Source organism: Bacillus sp. TH30, assembly GCF_016650875.1.
GTDB lineage: Bacteria > Bacillota > Bacilli > Bacillales > Bacillaceae_G > Bacillus_A > Bacillus_A mycoides.
In genome coordinates this window covers 3,848,900-3,865,626 of sequence record NZ_JAEKEY010000002.1, presented here as the reverse complement: position 1 = coordinate 3,865,626, position 16,727 = coordinate 3,848,900, and the positions used below count along the sequence as shown (strand labels likewise).

Here is a 16,727-nt window from a genome sequence, read left to right as displayed (position 1 = left end):
GATAACAAATAGATAACAAGAGAGGGATTTTCATTGAGTTCATACGGAAGCTTTATCGCACTTTTGAGTTACATAGTAACTGTACTACTGCTATATTTTATTGGCGATGCTGCAAACATATCAGTGTTACAATTCCCTAAAGAAGAAGCGTTACAATTAGAAGCAGAAAAACATACTGCACGATCCATTGCACCACTACTCTTAGCTCTTCCTGTATATATCATCGTTTTATATAAAAGTAAAAAAGTGTAAAGGCTACCTATTTCATTCATTTCCGTGGTCTTTACATTTTTTTGTGACATTTCCCCTATTTTAAACATCATTCCATACTAAATACCCATCTAGTCATTTAAAATGAGAAAATCCCCTAGAAAAATTTCCATTATCTGTCCAGTCACCGACTGCCGAACTTACATAGATTATAAGTGTGAAGGGGGTGATGAGGATTATGTTTGGATCATTTGGATGCTGTGATAACTTTAGAGAATGTCATCATCGTGAAAGAGAGTGTGACCATCGCGACCATCGCGAGAAAGAGAGAGAAGAAGTTAGACCACACCGACCTGCTGTATGTAACGTACTTGCTACTATTTCAGTTGGAACAGAAATTTCTCTTTTAAGCATTAGAGGCCATCAATCATTCCGCAATGTAATTTTTGAAGGATTCTGTAACGGTGTTGCTCTTTTCTCTGCTTTAGCTCGTAATAATAACGGCAAAGATAATAATAATAATAATAATAATAAAGACGATAAGAACAATCAAAATCAAAATACTTTTACTGGCATTTTACGTGTATGCCCAACTGATATTATTGCAGTCGCTATCTAATTCTGTTCTTTATCCTCTATAGTAACAAAATAAGATTTACTTTTCTTATAGAAAAAACCTGAGATCGATTTCGAATCGACTCAGGTTTTTTTACTATTATATGCTTTTAACTAATTCAACAACTTCTTCAGCAGTTGACATTGTTAATGCTTTCTCTGCTAATGTTTCCATTTCTGCTTTTGACAACTTGCTTAGTTGTGTTCTTGCAGGAAGAATAGATGTTGCACTCATACTGAACTCATCTAAACCTAAGCCTAATAATAATGGGATAGCAAGTGAATCTCCCGCCATCTCACCACACATACCAGCCCATTTGCCTTCTTTATGAGCAGCATCGATAACCATTTTTACAAGACGTAAAATAGATGGGTTATATGGTTGGTATAAGTAAGCTACACGTTCGTTCATACGGTCTGCAGCCATTGTGTATTGGATTAAGTCATTTGTTCCGATAGAGAAGAAATCAACTTCTTTTGCGAACTGATCTGCTAATACCGCTGAAGCTGGAATTTCAACCATCATACCAACTTCAATAGAATCAGAAATAGTTGTACCCGCTTGAACAAGTCTTTCTTTCTCTTCTAATAAGATTGCTTTCGCTTGACGGAACTCATCAAGAGTTGCAATCATTGGGAACATAATTTTTAAGTTACCGTATACGCTAGCACGAAGTAATGCACGAAGTTGTGTACGGAACACATCTTGCTCATCAAGACATAAGCGAATTGCACGGTATCCTAAGAATGGGTTCATTTCTTTTGGTAAATGTAAGTATGGAAGCTCTTTATCTCCACCGATGTCAAGTGTACGAACAACGACAGGTTGACCTTCTTTTACACCTTCAAGAACTGCTTTATACGCTCCGAACTGCTCTTCTTCTGTTGGAAGATTGTCACGGCCCATGTATAAGAATTCTGTACGGTATAAACCAACGCCTTCTCCACCATTATCGATAATACCTTGTACATCATTTGGTGTTCCGATATTAGCAACAAGCTCAACATGATGTCCATCACTTGTTACAGTAGCTTGATCTTTTAATTTTGCCCATACAGCTTTTTGCTCTTCAAATTTCGCTTTCTTTTCCCCAAAAGCACGAAGAGTTTCTTCAGATGGGTTTACAATTACTTCTCCATCTAAACCGTCAATGATTACGATATCGCCGTTTTGGATTTTCTCCATAACAACCTTCGTACCAACAACAGCTGGAATTTCCATAGAACGAGCCATAATTGCAGAGTGAGATGTACGTCCACCGATATCAGTTGTGAAACCTTTTGCATACTTACGGTTTAACTGAGCTGTATCAGATGGTGTTAAATCTTCAGCAATGATGATTACTTCTTCAGAAATTGTACCAGGGTTTGAGAAGTTAATTCCTAGTAAATGTGCAAGAACACGTTTTGTTACGTCGCGAATATCCGCAGCACGTTCTTTCATGTATTCGTTATCCATGTTTTCAAACATAGAAATAAACATTGATGCAACTTCATCCATTGCAAATTCAGCATTTACTTTTTCGCTATTTACTTTATCTTTTACTGGATTTACTAATTCCGGATCATTTAATACTAATAAATGTGCTTCAAAGATAGCAGCTTTATCAGCACCTAGCTCAGCAAAAGCGTGGTCCTTAATAGCTTCTAGTTCAGATTTTGCTTTCTCAAGCGCAGCGTCTAAGCGTGCAATTTCAGCAGCTTCGTTTGTAATTGATTTCTTTTCAATGTTAAATTCAGGATTCTCAAGTCTGAAAGCCTTTGCAATAGCAATCCCACTTGATGCAGCGATCCCTTGGATATTAAGAGTCATTATTCTCCTAATCCTTCGTTTTTCATAGTTTCTTCGATAGCTGCTAGTGCTTGAGCTGCATCATCACCATTTGCAGTGACCTTAATTTCCGCGCCTTGTTGAATTCCTAAAGACATAACACCCATGATTGATTTTAAGTTAACGTTTTTTCCGTTATACTCTAAGTTAATGTCAGCACCGAATTTGCTTGCAGTGTTTACAAGTAGAGTTGCTGGACGCGCATGAATTCCTGAGTCGCTAGTTACTTTAAAGATTTTTTCCATGATAATTTATCTCCTTCAAATACAGTATTTTTTTAGTTGTATAGACGTGAGTACTACATCATCTATTGTATATAATAGGCGATGTTCGGTCAACCACATCGCCTATTATAATTATAAACATTTTGCGTCAAATTCCTACTGAATGTCAATAATAGCGTTTTCGCCCTTCTTAACATTTCCATCTTTTTTCAATTCGACTTGTTGCCCTTGTTGTAAATTCGTAAAGACGATTGGTGTAATAATAGATGGTGCATTTTCTTTTACAAATGCAAGATCTACTTTTAATAATGGTTGTCCTTGTTTCACTTTATCACCTTGTGCTACAAGCGCTTCAAAGCCTTCACCATTTAATTTTACAGTATCAATACCGAAGTGGATTAAAATTTCTTTTCCGCCTTCAGACTGAATACCAATCGCATGTTTTGTAGGGAATACATTTACAATCTCACCATTAACCGGAGAAACTACTGTTCCTTCTGTTGGCTCAATCGCAAATCCATCTCCCATCATTTTCCCTGAGAATACTTGGTCAGGTACTTCTGTAATCGGTAAGATTTTCCCTTCAATTGGTGAAACGATTGTTTCATTTTCATCAACCTGTTGAGGAGCTTCTTCCACTTTTACAGGCGCTTCTTTTTCAACATGAGGTGTGCGACCTGACATAATATCATGAATTTGTGATTTTAATGTGTCAGATTTCGGTCCGAAAATAGCTTGAATGTTATTTCCAACTTCAAGTACACCGGCTGCTCCAAGCTCTTTTAAGCGGTCTTTATTTACATTTTTTTGTTCGTTAACTTGAACGCGTAAACGAGTAATACAAGCATCTAACGAAGCAATGTTTTCTTTACCACCAAGTGCTACTAATACTTCACGTGGAAGTTCTCCTGCTTCTGTTTTCCCTGCGCCTTCATTAGCATTCGCTACTTCACGACCAGGTGTTTTTAAGTTCCATTTACGGATTGCGAAACGGAATCCGAAGTAGTAAATAACTGCTAGTACAAGACCAACAATAATTACCCACCACCATGCCGTACGACCTGGTAGTACACCGAATAATATGAAGTCAATTAAACCACCAGAGAATGTCATACCAATTTTAACACCTAAAATTTGCATTGTCATAAATGATAGACCAGCGAATACTGCATGAATTCCGAATAATACTGGTGCTACGAATAAGAATGAAAATTCAAGCGGTTCTGTAATACCTGTTAAGAAAGATGTTAATGCAGCAGATCCTAAAATACCAGCTGCTAATTTTTTATTTTCCGGACGTGCTTCATGGTACATTGCTAAAGCTGCTGCTGGAAGACCGAACATCATGAACGGATACTTACCAGTTGTAAATGTACCTGCTGTTAATTCTACGCCGTCTTTTAACTGTGCCATAAAGATTTTTTGGTCACCACGGATTAATTCGCCAGCTGCATTTGTATACTGACCGAATTCGAACCAGAACGGTGAATAGAAAATATGATGTAATCCAAATGGAATTAATGAACGTTCGATTAAACCGAATATAAATGCTGCTATCGTTCTATTTGCATCAATCATTTGATGTGAGAACGTATTTAAGCCACCCTGAATGTATGGCCAAATGAAGCACATGATAATACCTACCACTAAAGAGAATGTTGCAGTTGCGATTGGTACGAAACGCTTACCTGCAAAGAAACCTAAGTATGATGGTAATTCAATGTTGAAGTATTTATTATAACAATATGCCGCTACTATCCCGACGATAATACCACCAAACACTCCTGTTTGCAGCGTTGGAATTCCTAATACGTTTGCATATGCTGGATCTGAAAATCCAATTTTTACTGGATCTGTTCCAGTGCTTGTTACTTTCACTAGTTTATCTACTTCTAAGAACACACTCATCGTTTTGTTCATAATTAAGTATCCGACGAACGCTGCTAAACCAGCTACTCCGTCTCCACCAGCTAAACCGATCGCTACCCCAACTGCGAATAATAGCGCAAGGTTAGCGAAAATAATATCGCCAGATTGTTCCATAATTTTTGCAACCATTACGAACCAATCTGCTTTTAAAGCAGGGATAACATTTGTTAGTTGTGGATTTTGAAATGCATTACCAAATCCAAGTAAAATACCTGCTGCCGGTAAAATCGCTACTGGAAGCATAAGCGCTTTTCCGACTTTTTGAAGAACACCAAAGATCTTCTTAAACATGGAAACCCTTCCTCTCTTATCTATATTGATACTTTTCGACAAACGCCAAAAAGGCATGAGGAAAAAAAAGATAGAACGATAGCTATACAAAGGGTAGTATGTCCCTTTCTTTAGCTTACATTCCCAACTTTTCTCCACTCATGCCTGATCGAATCAGTAACACGTGTCAAAAATAGGATTACGTATAAGTTCACTATAATTAAAGCAAACGTTTTCGTTATTTACCTTAATGTGTTTGTCGAATTTTGTATAACTTTGCAATAGTTATTATACATAACTATTGTAAGCGATTCAATCATTTTTTTTAACGTTTTCATTTTAGACAAAAATATATGTCTTTTTACACATGTTCTGCTTTCACTAATCGTTGTAAATGCATCGTTAAATAAATACTCTCCGCTTCATATACAGGAAGTTGTAATTCTTTCTGCATTACTTTGACTAGTTTCCACGCCAAATTATAACAAACTGGATATTCCAACTTTAATAAATCAGCAAAACTCTGTGCTTCTTCTACTTTTTCTCCTTTTTTCACCCGCTCAATAGCATATTGTAAATGGCGAATAAGGCGTAAATAATGAATGCTTTCTTGGTCTAATGTAATTTGTAGGTTTGTCTCAATTAAAGACACAAGTTGTGCAATAAGACGAGAATTTTGATTAACAGAAGATAAATCAGAGTTTGTAAGCGAGCTGTAAATGTGAAGTGCGATAAAGCCAACTTCCCCTTCTGGCAATGTAATTTGCAAACGAGAATTTAAAAGTTGCACAACGCCTTCAGCAATTTTATATTCCTCTGGATATAGCATTTTCGTTTCAACTAAAAAAGGATTATCTATTGTAAGTCCTTGTTTCAGCCTTTTAATTGCAAAAGAAATATGATCTGTTAAAGCGATATGAATATGTTCATTTAATGGAGACTCCGCTTTTTCTTGAATATATAACATAATATCATTCATCAATTCAATTAGCTTTTCACTCACATGTGGTACTAAAAGTTTGTATTGTTCTCGATCACGTTCATTTTTTAAAACAAACATTTTCTCAATTTGTTCTTGCTCCAACACATCTTCAGCCTTTTTCCCAAATCCGATTCCTTTACCAATCACTACTACTTCCTCGTGTTCAGGATGGCTAGCAATGATGACATTATTATTTAAAACTTTTTTAATTTCTAGATAATTACTCATATAACACCACCCTCGTACTTAAATAGCCTACTTTTATGTTACAGAACATTCTTCTTTTTCGTCAATATAAAACATCTACCATTTAATAAAAATTCATTTTTTAGACATGTTTGTATATGATGCGTATAATGTAAGGGCAACTGTACATAGAAAGGAGATAGCAACATGATTAAAATGTTTGTAAGTGATATTGACGGTACAATGATGCAGCATGGAGGTCTGATTGATGAACAGGATGTTGCGGCACTTCGCAGTCTTGCTGAGCAAAATGTTATTCTTTGCTTCGCTTCTGGACGACTTGATAATGAAATCGCAGACTTAATGAAAGCTGTAAATACAAATTTCCATCGTATTAGTGTAAATGGTGTGTTTGTATATACTAATGAAAATAAGCAACTATTATCCGCAAATTTTGATTCCACCATTCTTCCTGATTTACTAGCTATGACAAATCAAGACCCTTATTTCCGTTATGTAAGTGATGAGCATAATTACTATATTGAAGAAAAGACACCTTTTATTCATGAACTCGAAAAACAAGTAGCAATGACTTCTGTTGAAGAACCAAATTTATTACAGAAAATCGATGATACAATTTTTCCAAATAAAATTTCTATCGGTGGAACAAAGGAAAACTTACAACTCCTTCAAAAAAAGATCGATGAAAAATTCCATGGAAAAGTTAGTACTTTCATTTCAGCTGAACAATGTTTAGATGTAATGCCACCAAATATTAGTAAAGGTTCTGCTATTTCTGTTTTATTACAAGAGTTTCAAATACAACCAGAGGAGGTTGCGTGCATAGGGGATTCTTACAATGATATTCCAATGTTTTCCTTAACTCCCCATAGTTTTGCTATGTCTCAAGCTGATGATGCGGTAAAAGAGCACGCTCACTATGTAGTAGATGCTGTCAAAGATGCCGTTAACCAAGTACTTGTTTATAATGAAGAAGCAAATAAAAATACGACTCGATCCTTATAAGGATGAGTCGTATTTTTATTTCTTTACATGTTGAAAACATCAAAGTTCACTGTACTTCACAAACTGAAATATATTACTTGTTACGTGCGATGTTCGTAATAAACTTGTAACGATCCCCACGATAAATACATTTCACATACTCTAACGGTAACTCACCTTCTGAATATGACCATTGACGCATTACAAGTACAGGCGCCTTTTTAGGAATATGCAGATGTTCAGCTTCATTATCCGTTGCAATTGAAGCTTCAATTGATTGAGTAGCGCGAACAAGCTTAAAGCCCAGTTTTTTCTCTAAATGTTCATATAAAGATTGTTGTAATATTTCTTCGTTAATATCTTTCACAAGAGTTGGCGACAAATATGTCGTCTCAAATGCAATCGGTTCGTCATCAGCTAAGCGCGTACGCCTCACTTCATAAACCGATTCTCCCTCTTGTATTCTCAGCCGGTCTGCTATTTTAGCAGTAGCTGGAACTAGGCGGAAACTTAATAACTGGCTGCTCGGTTTCATACCACGAGATATCATATCTTCTGTGAATCCCGTCATTCCTTGCAACTTTTGCTCCACTTTCGGAAGTTGGACGAACGTTCCAATCCCACGTTTCCGGTATAAATAACCTTGTTCCACTAAGTTATTAATCGCCTGTCTGATTGTCATACGACTCACTTCGAACTTATCACAAAGTTCATTCTCAGATGGAATTTTATCTCCCGGCTTCCATTCGCCTTCCTCAATTAGCTGTTTCACCCACTCTTGAATCTGATAATAAATCGGAAATGGTGAATACTTGTCGATGTTCATCAGCAATCGCCTCACTGCATAAAGATAGAGCTTCTGGATCTGCGATTACGGTTACATTCGGATGACGTTGTAAAACTGTAGCAGGACACGCCTCACTATATTCACCTTGCAATAATTCTTTAATAGCTTCTGCCTTTTTAGATCCCATAGCAACAAGTAGAATTTGTTTCGCTTTCATAATACTTCCAATTCCCATTGTAATCGCATGAGTCGGCACATCTTCTTCATTTTCAAAGAAGCGAAGGTTTGCTTGGCGTGTAGATTCTGTTAATTCTACAATGTTAGTTGGAGAATTAAATGGTGTTCCTGGCTCATTAAATCCGATGTGACCGTTTTCACCGATTCCAAGAATCTGTAAGTCAACTGGGTTAGCTACTAGAATGCCTTCATAACGCTTGCACTCTTCCTCTAAATCACTTGCCATCCCATTCGGTACATAAGTTTGTTTAAATGGAAGATGATCAAACAACTGTTCTTGCATGAAATAGTGATAGCTGTTTTTATCTTCGTGTGGTAAATTTACGTACTCATCTAAGTTTACAGTGATTGCATGACTTGTATCAAGTTTATTTTTTCGCATTTCTGCATAAATACCTAATGGAGAGCTTCCTGTAGCCATTCCTAAAGTTGGATTTTCTTTTGATTTTACAACCTCTTTAATTAACTTATAACCTGCTTCTGCTAATTCTTCTGGAGTTTTTACAACAAGAATATTCATCTAATTACTTCCCTTCCTTCATATGAATTCCTAAACGAACCGTATCATATACATGTAATTCTTCAGTCATAACAACAAAGTCTGCATCTTTACCTACCGCTAACGCACCTTTATTATTTAATCCAAATTCTTCTGCTTGGTTAACTGATGTCATTAACACTGCCTCCTCGATTGAACATCCTGTAAATTCAATTACATTTCGGAAAGCTTGATCCATTTTTAAAATACTACCAGCTAACGTTCCATCTTCTAATCGGGCACTGCCATCTTTTACATGTACTGGCTGTCCGCCAAGCTCATATAATCCTTCTTCAAGACCTTTTGCACGCATTGCATCTGTAATGACACTTACTTTTTTCGGTCCTTTTAATTTATATGCTAATTTCACCATATCAGGGTGAATGTGAATACCATCTGTAATTACTTCAACCATTACATCTGGATTTAATAACACATGACCAACAACTCCTGGTTCACGATGATGTAATCCACGCATTTGATTGTATAAATGTGTTGCATGTGTAATTTTTCTATTTTTCAGTTGTGCATCAATTGCATCTGTATGCCCCATTGTGCCAACAACACCTGTTTCAGCAAGATACTGTTCAAACTCTAACGCACCTTCTTCTTCCGGTGCATATGTTACTAATTTAATTAGATTACCGCTTGCTTCCTGCCATTGTTTAAATTGCTCGATACTCGCAGGAACAATATGTTCAAGTGGTTGTGCACCCGCACGTTTTTTTGAAACATATGGTCCTTCTAAGTGAATATATTCGAAATGTGCTCCCTTATCTTTCGCTTCCTTCGCAGCACTTAGCGCCGCTTCAATCGCTTCTGGAGCTTGTGTCATTGTTGTTGGGAAGTAAGTTGTAACTCCTTCTTTTAACATTTCTTTACCAAGAGTTACTAATCCATCGCTATTTGCATCCATCGCATCAATATCGTATCCACCATGAATATGAACATCAATCATACCTGGAATCACAATCTTTCCTGCCGCATCTAACACAGTTTCATTTTCTTGTGATACATATTGAGCCATCAAACCAATTTCTTTAATTGTTTCTGTGTAACGAATAAATCCGTTTTCCACTACTTCTTTACCTGTATAAATTTTGGCATTGATGACAACTTGCGTTTTCATTTTCATCGATCCTTTCCCATGAAATACCTACTTGTTATTATTACCTTATTCGCCTAATTCCATCTTAATATACACACGAGTAGTTGTCTATACATTCTAATGAAATTTCCTCTTCATTCAGCAGAAAAAAGGAAATTTATTTCTTTTTCATTATAATATATGTTATTCATTTTTTCCAAAATGGAAAATACCCTCTTATATAATTAATTACTTAAGTAGTGGCATAAGACCACTCGACCCCATAGTAATATGTTCACCGTCTGTTTCTATTTCTACTGTACGCTTGTTTGTTCCGTATATCATTATACCACGCTGTTTTAATCGTCTTACAACACTTTGATGAGGATGTCCATATGGATTTCTACTCCCGTACGAAAGAATAGCGAATTGTGGGTCTACTTTTTTTAAGAATGTTTCACTCGTTGAAGTATACGAGCCGTGATGCCCTACTTTTAATACATCTGCATGTACATCAAATTGCTTTAATATTTCATTTTCTGTCCGTATATCAGCATCACCCATTAATAAAAAGTCCGCTTTACCATATCGAATCTTTAATACAATTGAAGACTCGTTATTCTCGTCTTTCGATTTCCCATTGTTCAATACTTGTATAGAAACATGTGGATCTAGCGGTATGTATTGTCCTTCCTTCACTGAAATGAAAGGAATGCCCCTTTTTTTAATGTTATTTCGATACGTATGATAAGTAAATGAACTATATGTTTTCCCGCTATCTAATACGAGGGAAACTGGCATTTGCTCTACAATTGGAATAAGTCCTCCTATATGGTCCATATCAGGATGAGTACTTACAATCACATCTAAATGATTAATTCTTTTTTCAATTAGTTTTTGAATAATGACCTCTCCCGCTTCATAAGGACCCCCATCTATTAACATCGTTTGACCATTTGGCAATGTAATAAGTGTCGCATCACCTTGTCCAACTTTTAAAAAACTCACTTTCATTTTACCAAAATGTTGCCGCTGCATATGTATAGAAGACGCAGTATGAATAGACATCATATATCTTTTAGCCGATGCGCTGTTTAACGAAAAGCATAATAAAACAGAAACCAACAATAGAATATTCCGTACACCTCTCATAACTCGTCTCCTTTTTTCATTTAGTATGGCACGCTCTGTAATTGATATACAAAAAAAGCTTAGCAAAATGCTAAGCTTTTATTTTGATAATTCCTGTAAAGAACCAAAGAATAAATCTGCTTCATTCATTTGTTCATTTTCTTCCGAAAGAGGTGGTAAATCATCTAACGTTTTCAATCCAAACGTATCTAAAAATTCTTTCGTCGTTCCGTATAAAATAGGGCGCCCTGGTCCTTCCGCTCTTCCCGTTTCTTTTATAAGTAAGTGTGAAACTAACGTTTGTAATGCCTTGTCCGTTTTCACACCTCTAATCTCTTCCATTTCTGTCCTTGTAATCGGTTGACGGTACGCAACGATTGCCAACGTTTCAAGAGCTGCTTGAGAAAGTGAAGCCGCGGTTGGAGTATCTATTAATTTTTGATAGTACGAAGCATGTTCTTTCTTTGTTGCAAAACGATACACTTTTGCATATTGTACAATTTGCAAACCGCGATTCGATCCTTCGCATTCTTTTTGCATTTCCTCTATACTGTTTATTACTTCTTCCACTTCAACTTCCAGAACTTTAGCTATCTGTTCCGGATAAATCCCTTCGTCACCTGCAACAAATAAAAGCCCTTCAATAATCGCTTTTTGTTCTTTTCTATCCATTTTACGAACTCCTTCCTCCTATTTCCCATAAAAAACACACATAAAAAAACCGAATCACAGTAAATGCGTTCGGTTCAATATTTCTTCTCTCGTTCCAAACGATACATTAAAACCTAACATGAGATAAAATATTTCTATCCCCTCTTCACATCAACTCTATACGGATTTATTAGAGCTTGATACGAAAATTTCATCAAAATTATGTTCCTGCTCAATTATGATTTGTTGATTTTTCATTAGCTCAAGAACCGCTAAAAATGTTACAACCATTATTTCACGTTCTTCATCAGCAAACAAATCATAAAAGCTTTGACGACCGCCTCTTACTTCTAACTGTTGTAGAATATCAGTCATTCGCTGTGCAATTGGTATTTCTTGGCGAGTAATTCGCGTTGTTACGGGGGTTTTTGCTTTTTTACGACGCATTAGCTTTTGAAATGCCGCTAACATATCATATAACGTAACATCAAGAGGTAAGCTTGTCTCCTCTTCTTGTTGAAATGATGTAAAATCAATTGGCGGACGTGTATATAGCTGTGCTCTTTCTTGTTCTCTTTCTTTTAACTCAGTAGCAACTTGCTTATATTTCTTATATTCAATTAACCTCTCCATCAATTCTTGACGAGGATCATCTATAAAGTCTTCACCGTTATCAGGTACATCTTCTTCTTGTTTCGGTAACAACATTTTACTTTTAATTTGTAATAACGTTGCAGCCATTACTAAATACTCACTGGCAACATCTAATTGTAATTCTTTCATCGTATGGACATAAGATAGATATTGCTCTGTAATTTTCGCTACAGGAATATTATATATATCAATTTCGTAACGATTTATTAAGTGTAACAATAGATCTAAAGGCCCTTCAAAAGCCTCTACTTTAAAATTATACTGCACAAAGCATCCCACCACATTTTTTCTATAACACCATAAGTATAGAGCATACTCATGTTCTATCCAACCTTTTTAAGAAATTTAATTAAAAATAGACCTATGCCCATGTCATAATGCCCACCGCTTCATATGATAACAATGTAGTAAGAACAATGTAGGAGGTCAAAAAACTATGGGTCACGTTGATTGCGGTTTTAGCGGTGGGTTCGCATTACTTGTTGTACTGTTCATTTTACTAATCATTGTAGGAGCAGCTTGCTTCTGCTAATAGGACGCAATAAAGCGACTAGGGATATTTCCCTAGTCGCTTATTGTTAATATTTCTATGATAAACTGTACATATAACCGTTAGACAGGAGCGAATAAAATGTATCCTACCGAGTACATACAATTTTTAATTCATTTTCACGGAGACTATGATTATTTTGAATGTCATGAAATATTAGAAGAGTATTGGAAATTAAAACCTAGAGGAGAACGCGACAATTACTTAGTCGGTCTCATTCAAATTGCTGTTTCCTTATACCATCACAGACGATCCAACTGGAATGGTGCAGAGAAGATGATAAAAAGCGCAATAGCACTTTTAGAAAAGAACAGTACATCTTTACATCAATTAGGAATAGATCATAAACAACTTATGTTCTTATTAAATGAAAGATTAAACTCTATCCACAAAAAGGAAATTTTTGCGCCGTTATTTTTACCCTTATTAGACGTATCGTTAGAAAAACAATGCATACAGTTATGTAAGAAACAAAACCTCTCTTGGAAAGATCTGAACGTCATTCCTGGTGAATACATCATAAGTAAGCACACATTGCGTGATCGAACAGAAGTCATTTCTGAGCGACACGAGCAACTACAAAAAAGAAAGCAGAGATAATAAACTACTTATCCCTGCTTTCATGAATGTATATTTTGTTCAAGCTCTTTACACTTTTTGCAAAAACTTGCTGTTTGCTCATTTCCGCAAATTGTAAACTCAAGAAATTTACTCTTAAGCTCTTGAACCATCTTCGTCCCAATCCCCATATGACGGTGAGACGGATTCACGCTCAAATGCTGAATTTCCAATACCTGATCTTCTTTTTTTATAATCCCCATTATCCCAACAAAATCTTCATTTTGTTTCCACAAATACAATTGCCAATCCTCTTTCGCTTCATATTCTTTCATTGTCAATTGTAATGTTTTTACATCTTTTTCAGTTGGCATAAATGAAAGAAGCCCCATTGCAATTTTTTCATAACTTTTTTTAAAACGAATTAACATAACCCTTATCCCTTCTTACAAAAGTTACAAACTATTTATCCCCTCAATCACTCTTTTCATATCACATTCATTCTACAATATTTTTACCAGAGTGAGAAGGGGCTGAAACAACTTGATAATCATACAAAGCGTTAAGAAGAAAGTCAAATATATGTTTCCACGCTATTTCTTTCTATTACACCGCTCAAAAAAGAGACAATACTATATAGGAACTAAAAGGAAAATCCCTTTCTCATCACATTTCACTTATTAACCACTTTTGAACAAAGTAGTTCTACCAAAAGCAATATGTTAAGAGAAATACATTTATTGAAGCATATAATTCGTACTCTATCCTATGTATTTTGTTAAAAGTGTGTTCTCATGAACAATATAATTTAACGTTAGTAGCCGTCCTATTTGTGTCATATACTTTAAAATATATACCAATTCCTGTTTATAGGAAATAAAAAAAGAGAGCAAAATCGCTCTCTTTTTCTCATAACTTATTCTTCCCAAACTTTAACTTCTTTCATTACATCGCCTTGACGCATGTTTAATACCGTTTCAATACCGCTTGTTGCTTTACCGAATACAGTATGTACGCCATCTAAATGCGGTTGTGGCTCATGAACAACAAAGAATTGGCTACCACCTGTATTACGGCCAGCATGTGCCATAGAAAGTGAGCCAACAAGATGTCTATGAGGATTTCCATCAGTTTCACATGGGATAGAGTAACCTGGGCCACCTGCTCCTGTGCCTGTTGGGTCTCCACCTTGGCTTACGAAGCCAGGAATAACGCGGTGGAATGTCACACCATCATAAAATCCTTGCTCTGCTAATTTTTTAAAGTTTTCTACTGTTTTTGGTGCCTCTTCTGGGAAAAATTCTAAATCGATTTTTTCGCCATTTTCCATTAATATGTATCCTAAAGTTTTCATATGTATATGTCTCCTTTCAACTATCTCAGCACTATATTACCATATTCATGACGAGAAACAAAAAGAATCCGACAATCTGCATACTTCTTTTTTGAAATGTGGAAGAAGCTAGGTGACAAATAAGAAAAATATACTATAATAACTGTGTTGCCCGAAAATTTAAGAAAGAGAAAGGGAGCGATTTTTCGTGAAAACGAAATTACTAGCTCTGCTATTAGCTGTAGCCGTATTTATTATGCCAACAGCTTCATTTGCAGACATCATTGAGGGAGAATCAATTGTTACACTAGGAGAAAACTTATCTGAACAACAGAAACAAGATCTTTTGAAAGAAATGAAAGCACCAAAAGATGCACAAATTATTACTGTATCTAATGCGGAAGAACATAAATTTCTAGAGGGCATCGTTCCAAAAGCGCAAATTGGTACGAGAGCTATTTCCTCTTCTATGATTACATACACAAAACCAGGGTCAGGTCTCATTGTACGCTCAAAAAACATTAATTCGATAACAGATGCAATGTACACAAATGCACTTATTACAGCAGGTGTGAAAGATGCAGAGATTCAAATTACTGCACCATTTAAAGTTTCAGGAACTGCTGCTTTAACAGGTTTAATGAAGGCCTATGAAACAACATCAAACAAAGCCATTCCTGAAGAAGTAAAAAAAGTAGCCAATGAAGAAATGGTACAAACAGCCCAGCTTGGTGATAAAATCGGCGAAGAAAAAGCAGTTCAACTTGTTGCAAAAATTAAAGAAGAAATTGCAAAAGAACAGCCAAAAACAACTGAAGATTTACGTACATTAATTAAAAAAATTGCTGATCAACTCGGTATTACATTAACAGATGAACAGCTGGATAGCCTAGTAGCGTTATTTGATAAAATGAAAAATCTTAATATCGATTGGAACCAAGTTGGTAGCCAATTAGAGAAAGCAAAAGACCATGTGTCTGCCTTCTTAGGATCTGAAGAAGGGCAAAGTTTCCTAGATAAAGTAAAAGATTTCTTCTCTAGTATCATTGATTTCGTTAAATCTTTATTCAAGTAAAAAAGAAGCTCGCCGCTGGCGGGCTTCTTTTTTATACAAGTAACGGTAATTTCATAATAGCTTCTTCAACCGAACGGACAACATGATTTGCTTTCTCCTTTACATACGGATGAGCATGATGGAGGGTGAAGGAGTGCGGGGTTACTTCAAACATAGAAATATCATTGAAAGAATCTCCAATACATGCAACTTCATTTGCTTCAATTTGTAAATGTTCCATTAATCGCTTCAGGGCGCTTCCTTTACTTACACCTCTTGGCATAATGTCAACATATCGCTTACCCGATATAAAGACTTCCGCTTCGCTATGAAATGTATCTCTCAACTCTTGATCTAATGCTACAATTTTTTCTTCTTCGCCAAAAACAAATAATTTCGCAGGATGTACAGTCTTCCCAAATTCCTCTTCTAACTCTTCGATTTCAGCAATATGCACTCCCATATACTCTTCAAAAGTATGGTGATGTTCATTCTTCCTTTTTGTATATCGCTGCTCATTTGCACAAACAATATCTGCTAGTCCCTTTTTATGTATATATCGATATATTTCCTGGGCAACCCCATCTTCAAAACTCGATTCATGAAATACTTTTCCATCCGGTAGTATCATTGTCGCTCCATTTAAACTAGTTGTGTAATACGGGAACGAAAACCTTTTTACCGCCTCATCAATTCGGTGAGTAAAACGGCCAGAGGCAAAACAAATATTTGTCCCGTTTTCAGCTAGCCAACAAAGCGCTCGTTCATCTTCTTTTTGCATATCATTCATATTGTAAACGAGTGTATCATCTAAATCACTTACAAATAGTTTAATCATGTCCTCTTCCCCTTCCATACACAATATCTACTCTAATTGTACAAAAAAATGTTTGAT

At 35.9% G+C, this 16,727-nt stretch carries 19 protein-coding genes; 6 read left to right on the top strand and 13 right to left on the bottom strand.

Annotated elements, in window-relative coordinates:
* Positions 1–33 precede the first annotated feature (33 nt).
* Complete coding sequence (locus JFU20_RS22215; RefSeq protein WP_002088422.1) at positions 34–252, top strand: hypothetical protein; 219 nt, start codon at positions 34–36, stop codon at positions 250–252.
* 196 nt (positions 253–448) lie between these two features.
* The gene (locus JFU20_RS22210) at positions 449–829 is read left to right on the top strand and encodes a DUF3915 domain-containing protein (protein ID WP_002014898.1); all 381 of its coding nucleotides are present in this window, start codon (positions 449–451) and stop codon (positions 827–829) included.
* 96 nt (positions 830–925) lie between these two features.
* Here JFU20_RS22210 and ptsP read toward each other — a convergent pair whose 3' ends face one another.
* The 4 genes from ptsP to glcT all read right to left on the bottom strand — a co-directional run bounded on the left by ptsP (position 926) and on the right by glcT (position 6,289).
* Positions 926–2,638 carry a phosphoenolpyruvate--protein phosphotransferase gene (ptsP, locus tag JFU20_RS22205; protein WP_201038905.1) on the bottom strand — a complete coding sequence of 571 codons (1,713 nt, stop codon included), beginning with the start codon at positions 2,636–2,638 and terminating at the stop codon, positions 926–928.
* Positions 2,638–2,901, bottom strand: a complete 264-nt coding sequence (gene ptsH / locus JFU20_RS22200; protein WP_002014900.1) for a phosphocarrier protein HPr — start codon at positions 2,899–2,901, stop codon at positions 2,638–2,640. Before ptsH ends, ptsP begins: the two co-directional genes overlap by 1 nt.
* Positions 2,902–3,036: 135 nt before the next feature.
* Positions 3,037–5,100 carry a PTS glucose transporter subunit IIABC gene (gene ptsG / locus JFU20_RS22195; RefSeq protein WP_002014901.1) on the bottom strand — a complete coding sequence of 688 codons (2,064 nt, stop codon included), beginning with the start codon at positions 5,098–5,100 and terminating at the stop codon, positions 3,037–3,039.
* Positions 5,101–5,440: 340 nt separating this feature from the next.
* The gene (gene glcT / locus JFU20_RS22190; protein WP_002014902.1) at positions 5,441–6,289 is read right to left on the bottom strand and encodes a glucose PTS transporter transcription antiterminator GlcT; all 849 of its coding nucleotides are present in this window, start codon (positions 6,287–6,289) and stop codon (positions 5,441–5,443) included.
* Positions 6,290–6,454: 165 nt separating this feature from the next.
* Here glcT and JFU20_RS22185 point away from each other — a divergent pair, with 165 nt between their 5' ends.
* Complete coding sequence (locus tag JFU20_RS22185; RefSeq protein ID WP_201038904.1) at positions 6,455–7,273, top strand: HAD family hydrolase; 819 nt, start codon at positions 6,455–6,457, stop codon at positions 7,271–7,273.
* Positions 7,274–7,346: 73 nt separating this feature from the next.
* Here JFU20_RS22185 and phnF read toward each other — a convergent pair whose 3' ends face one another.
* The 6 genes from phnF to JFU20_RS22155 all read right to left on the bottom strand — a co-directional run bounded on the left by phnF (position 7,347) and on the right by JFU20_RS22155 (position 12,604).
* On the bottom strand, positions 7,347–8,078 hold the full coding sequence (gene phnF, locus JFU20_RS22180) for a phosphonate metabolism transcriptional regulator PhnF (protein ID WP_078172874.1): 732 nt from the start codon (positions 8,076–8,078) through the stop codon (positions 7,347–7,349).
* Positions 8,008–8,796, bottom strand: coding sequence for a glucosamine-6-phosphate deaminase (gene nagB, locus JFU20_RS22175; protein WP_002014905.1), 789 nt, complete (start codon positions 8,794–8,796; stop codon positions 8,008–8,010). The genes phnF and nagB overlap by 71 nt, the downstream gene beginning before the upstream one ends.
* Positions 8,797–8,800: 4 nt before the next feature.
* Positions 8,801–9,943: an N-acetylglucosamine-6-phosphate deacetylase gene (gene nagA, locus JFU20_RS22170; RefSeq protein ID WP_002165119.1), complete on the bottom strand. Its 1,143-nt coding sequence runs from the start codon at positions 9,941–9,943 to the stop codon at positions 8,801–8,803.
* Positions 9,944–10,150: 207 nt separating this feature from the next.
* Positions 10,151–11,053, bottom strand: a complete 903-nt coding sequence (locus JFU20_RS22165) for a ComEC/Rec2 family competence protein (protein ID WP_002165118.1) — start codon at positions 11,051–11,053, stop codon at positions 10,151–10,153.
* 78 nt (positions 11,054–11,131) lie between these two features.
* A complete protein-coding gene (gene scpB, locus JFU20_RS22160) occupies positions 11,132–11,704 on the bottom strand; it encodes an SMC-Scp complex subunit ScpB (protein WP_002014908.1) in 573 nt (190 codons plus the stop codon).
* A 156-nt stretch (positions 11,705–11,860) separates the two neighbouring features.
* Entirely contained in the window at positions 11,861–12,604 is a 744-nt protein-coding gene (locus JFU20_RS22155; protein WP_002143025.1) for a segregation/condensation protein A, read from the bottom strand.
* Positions 12,605–12,773: 169 nt separating this feature from the next.
* On the opposite strand from JFU20_RS22155, the gene JFU20_RS22150 reads away from it, so the two are divergent.
* Positions 12,774–12,869 carry a YjcZ family sporulation protein gene (locus tag JFU20_RS22150; protein ID WP_000510194.1) on the top strand — a complete coding sequence of 32 codons (96 nt, stop codon included), beginning with the start codon at positions 12,774–12,776 and terminating at the stop codon, positions 12,867–12,869.
* Positions 12,870–12,968: 99 nt separating this feature from the next.
* Positions 12,969–13,487, top strand: a complete 519-nt coding sequence (locus tag JFU20_RS22145) for a DUF309 domain-containing protein (protein WP_002014910.1) — start codon at positions 12,969–12,971, stop codon at positions 13,485–13,487.
* 20 nt (positions 13,488–13,507) lie between these two features.
* Here the strand turns inward: JFU20_RS22145 and ribT are convergent, their stop codons facing one another.
* Together ribT and JFU20_RS22135 are read right to left on the bottom strand one after the other, a co-directional pair.
* Positions 13,508–13,876, bottom strand: a complete 369-nt coding sequence (gene ribT / locus JFU20_RS22140) for a GNAT family N-acetyltransferase RibT (RefSeq protein ID WP_000908403.1) — start codon at positions 13,874–13,876, stop codon at positions 13,508–13,510.
* Between the two features lie 485 nt (positions 13,877–14,361).
* Complete coding sequence (locus JFU20_RS22135; protein ID WP_000853785.1) at positions 14,362–14,799, bottom strand: peptidylprolyl isomerase; 438 nt, start codon at positions 14,797–14,799, stop codon at positions 14,362–14,364.
* Positions 14,800–14,986: 187 nt separating this feature from the next.
* Between JFU20_RS22135 and JFU20_RS22130 the strand changes: the two genes are divergently transcribed.
* Complete coding sequence (locus JFU20_RS22130) at positions 14,987–15,853, top strand: DUF1002 domain-containing protein (protein ID WP_002014912.1); 867 nt, start codon at positions 14,987–14,989, stop codon at positions 15,851–15,853.
* Positions 15,854–15,884: 31 nt separating this feature from the next.
* Here the strand turns inward: JFU20_RS22130 and JFU20_RS22125 are convergent, their stop codons facing one another.
* The gene (locus tag JFU20_RS22125) at positions 15,885–16,688 is read right to left on the bottom strand and encodes a Cof-type HAD-IIB family hydrolase (RefSeq protein WP_002067045.1); all 804 of its coding nucleotides are present in this window, start codon (positions 16,686–16,688) and stop codon (positions 15,885–15,887) included.
* Positions 16,689–16,727 lie beyond the last annotated feature (39 nt).

Coding starts and splice junctions, on each gene's coding strand:
- JFU20_RS22185 (WP_201038904.1), top strand. CDS start 6,455: ATGATTAAAATGTTTGTAAGTGATATTGACGGTACAATGATGCAGCAT.
- ptsH (WP_002014900.1), bottom strand. CDS start 2,901: ATGGAAAAAATCTTTAAAGTAACTAGCGACTCAGGAATTCATGCGCGT.
- phnF (WP_078172874.1), bottom strand. CDS start 8,078: ATGAACATCGACAAGTATTCACCATTTCCGATTTATTATCAGATTCAA.
- JFU20_RS22135 (WP_000853785.1), bottom strand. CDS start 14,799: ATGAAAACTTTAGGATACATATTAATGGAAAATGGCGAAAAAATCGAT.
- JFU20_RS22125 (WP_002067045.1), bottom strand. CDS start 16,688: ATGGAAGGGGAAGAGGACATGATTAAACTATTTGTAAGTGATTTAGAT.
- JFU20_RS22165 (WP_002165118.1), bottom strand. CDS start 11,053: ATGAGAGGTGTACGGAATATTCTATTGTTGGTTTCTGTTTTATTATGC.
- nagB (WP_002014905.1), bottom strand. CDS start 8,796: ATGAATATTCTTGTTGTAAAAACTCCAGAAGAATTAGCAGAAGCAGGT.
- glcT (WP_002014902.1), bottom strand. CDS start 6,289: ATGAGTAATTATCTAGAAATTAAAAAAGTTTTAAATAATAATGTCATC.
- nagA (WP_002165119.1), bottom strand. CDS start 9,943: ATGAAAACGCAAGTTGTCATCAATGCCAAAATTTATACAGGTAAAGAA.
- ptsP (WP_201038905.1), bottom strand. CDS start 2,638: ATGACTCTTAATATCCAAGGGATCGCTGCATCAAGTGGGATTGCTATT.
- JFU20_RS22150 (WP_000510194.1), top strand. CDS start 12,774: ATGGGTCACGTTGATTGCGGTTTTAGCGGTGGGTTCGCATTACTTGTT.
- scpB (WP_002014908.1), bottom strand. CDS start 11,704: ATGGATAGAAAAGAACAAAAAGCGATTATTGAAGGGCTTTTATTTGTT.
- JFU20_RS22145 (WP_002014910.1), top strand. CDS start 12,969: ATGTATCCTACCGAGTACATACAATTTTTAATTCATTTTCACGGAGAC.
- ptsG (WP_002014901.1), bottom strand. CDS start 5,100: ATGTTTAAGAAGATCTTTGGTGTTCTTCAAAAAGTCGGAAAAGCGCTT.
- JFU20_RS22210 (WP_002014898.1), top strand. CDS start 449: ATGTTTGGATCATTTGGATGCTGTGATAACTTTAGAGAATGTCATCAT.
- ribT (WP_000908403.1), bottom strand. CDS start 13,876: ATGTTAATTCGTTTTAAAAAAAGTTATGAAAAAATTGCAATGGGGCTT.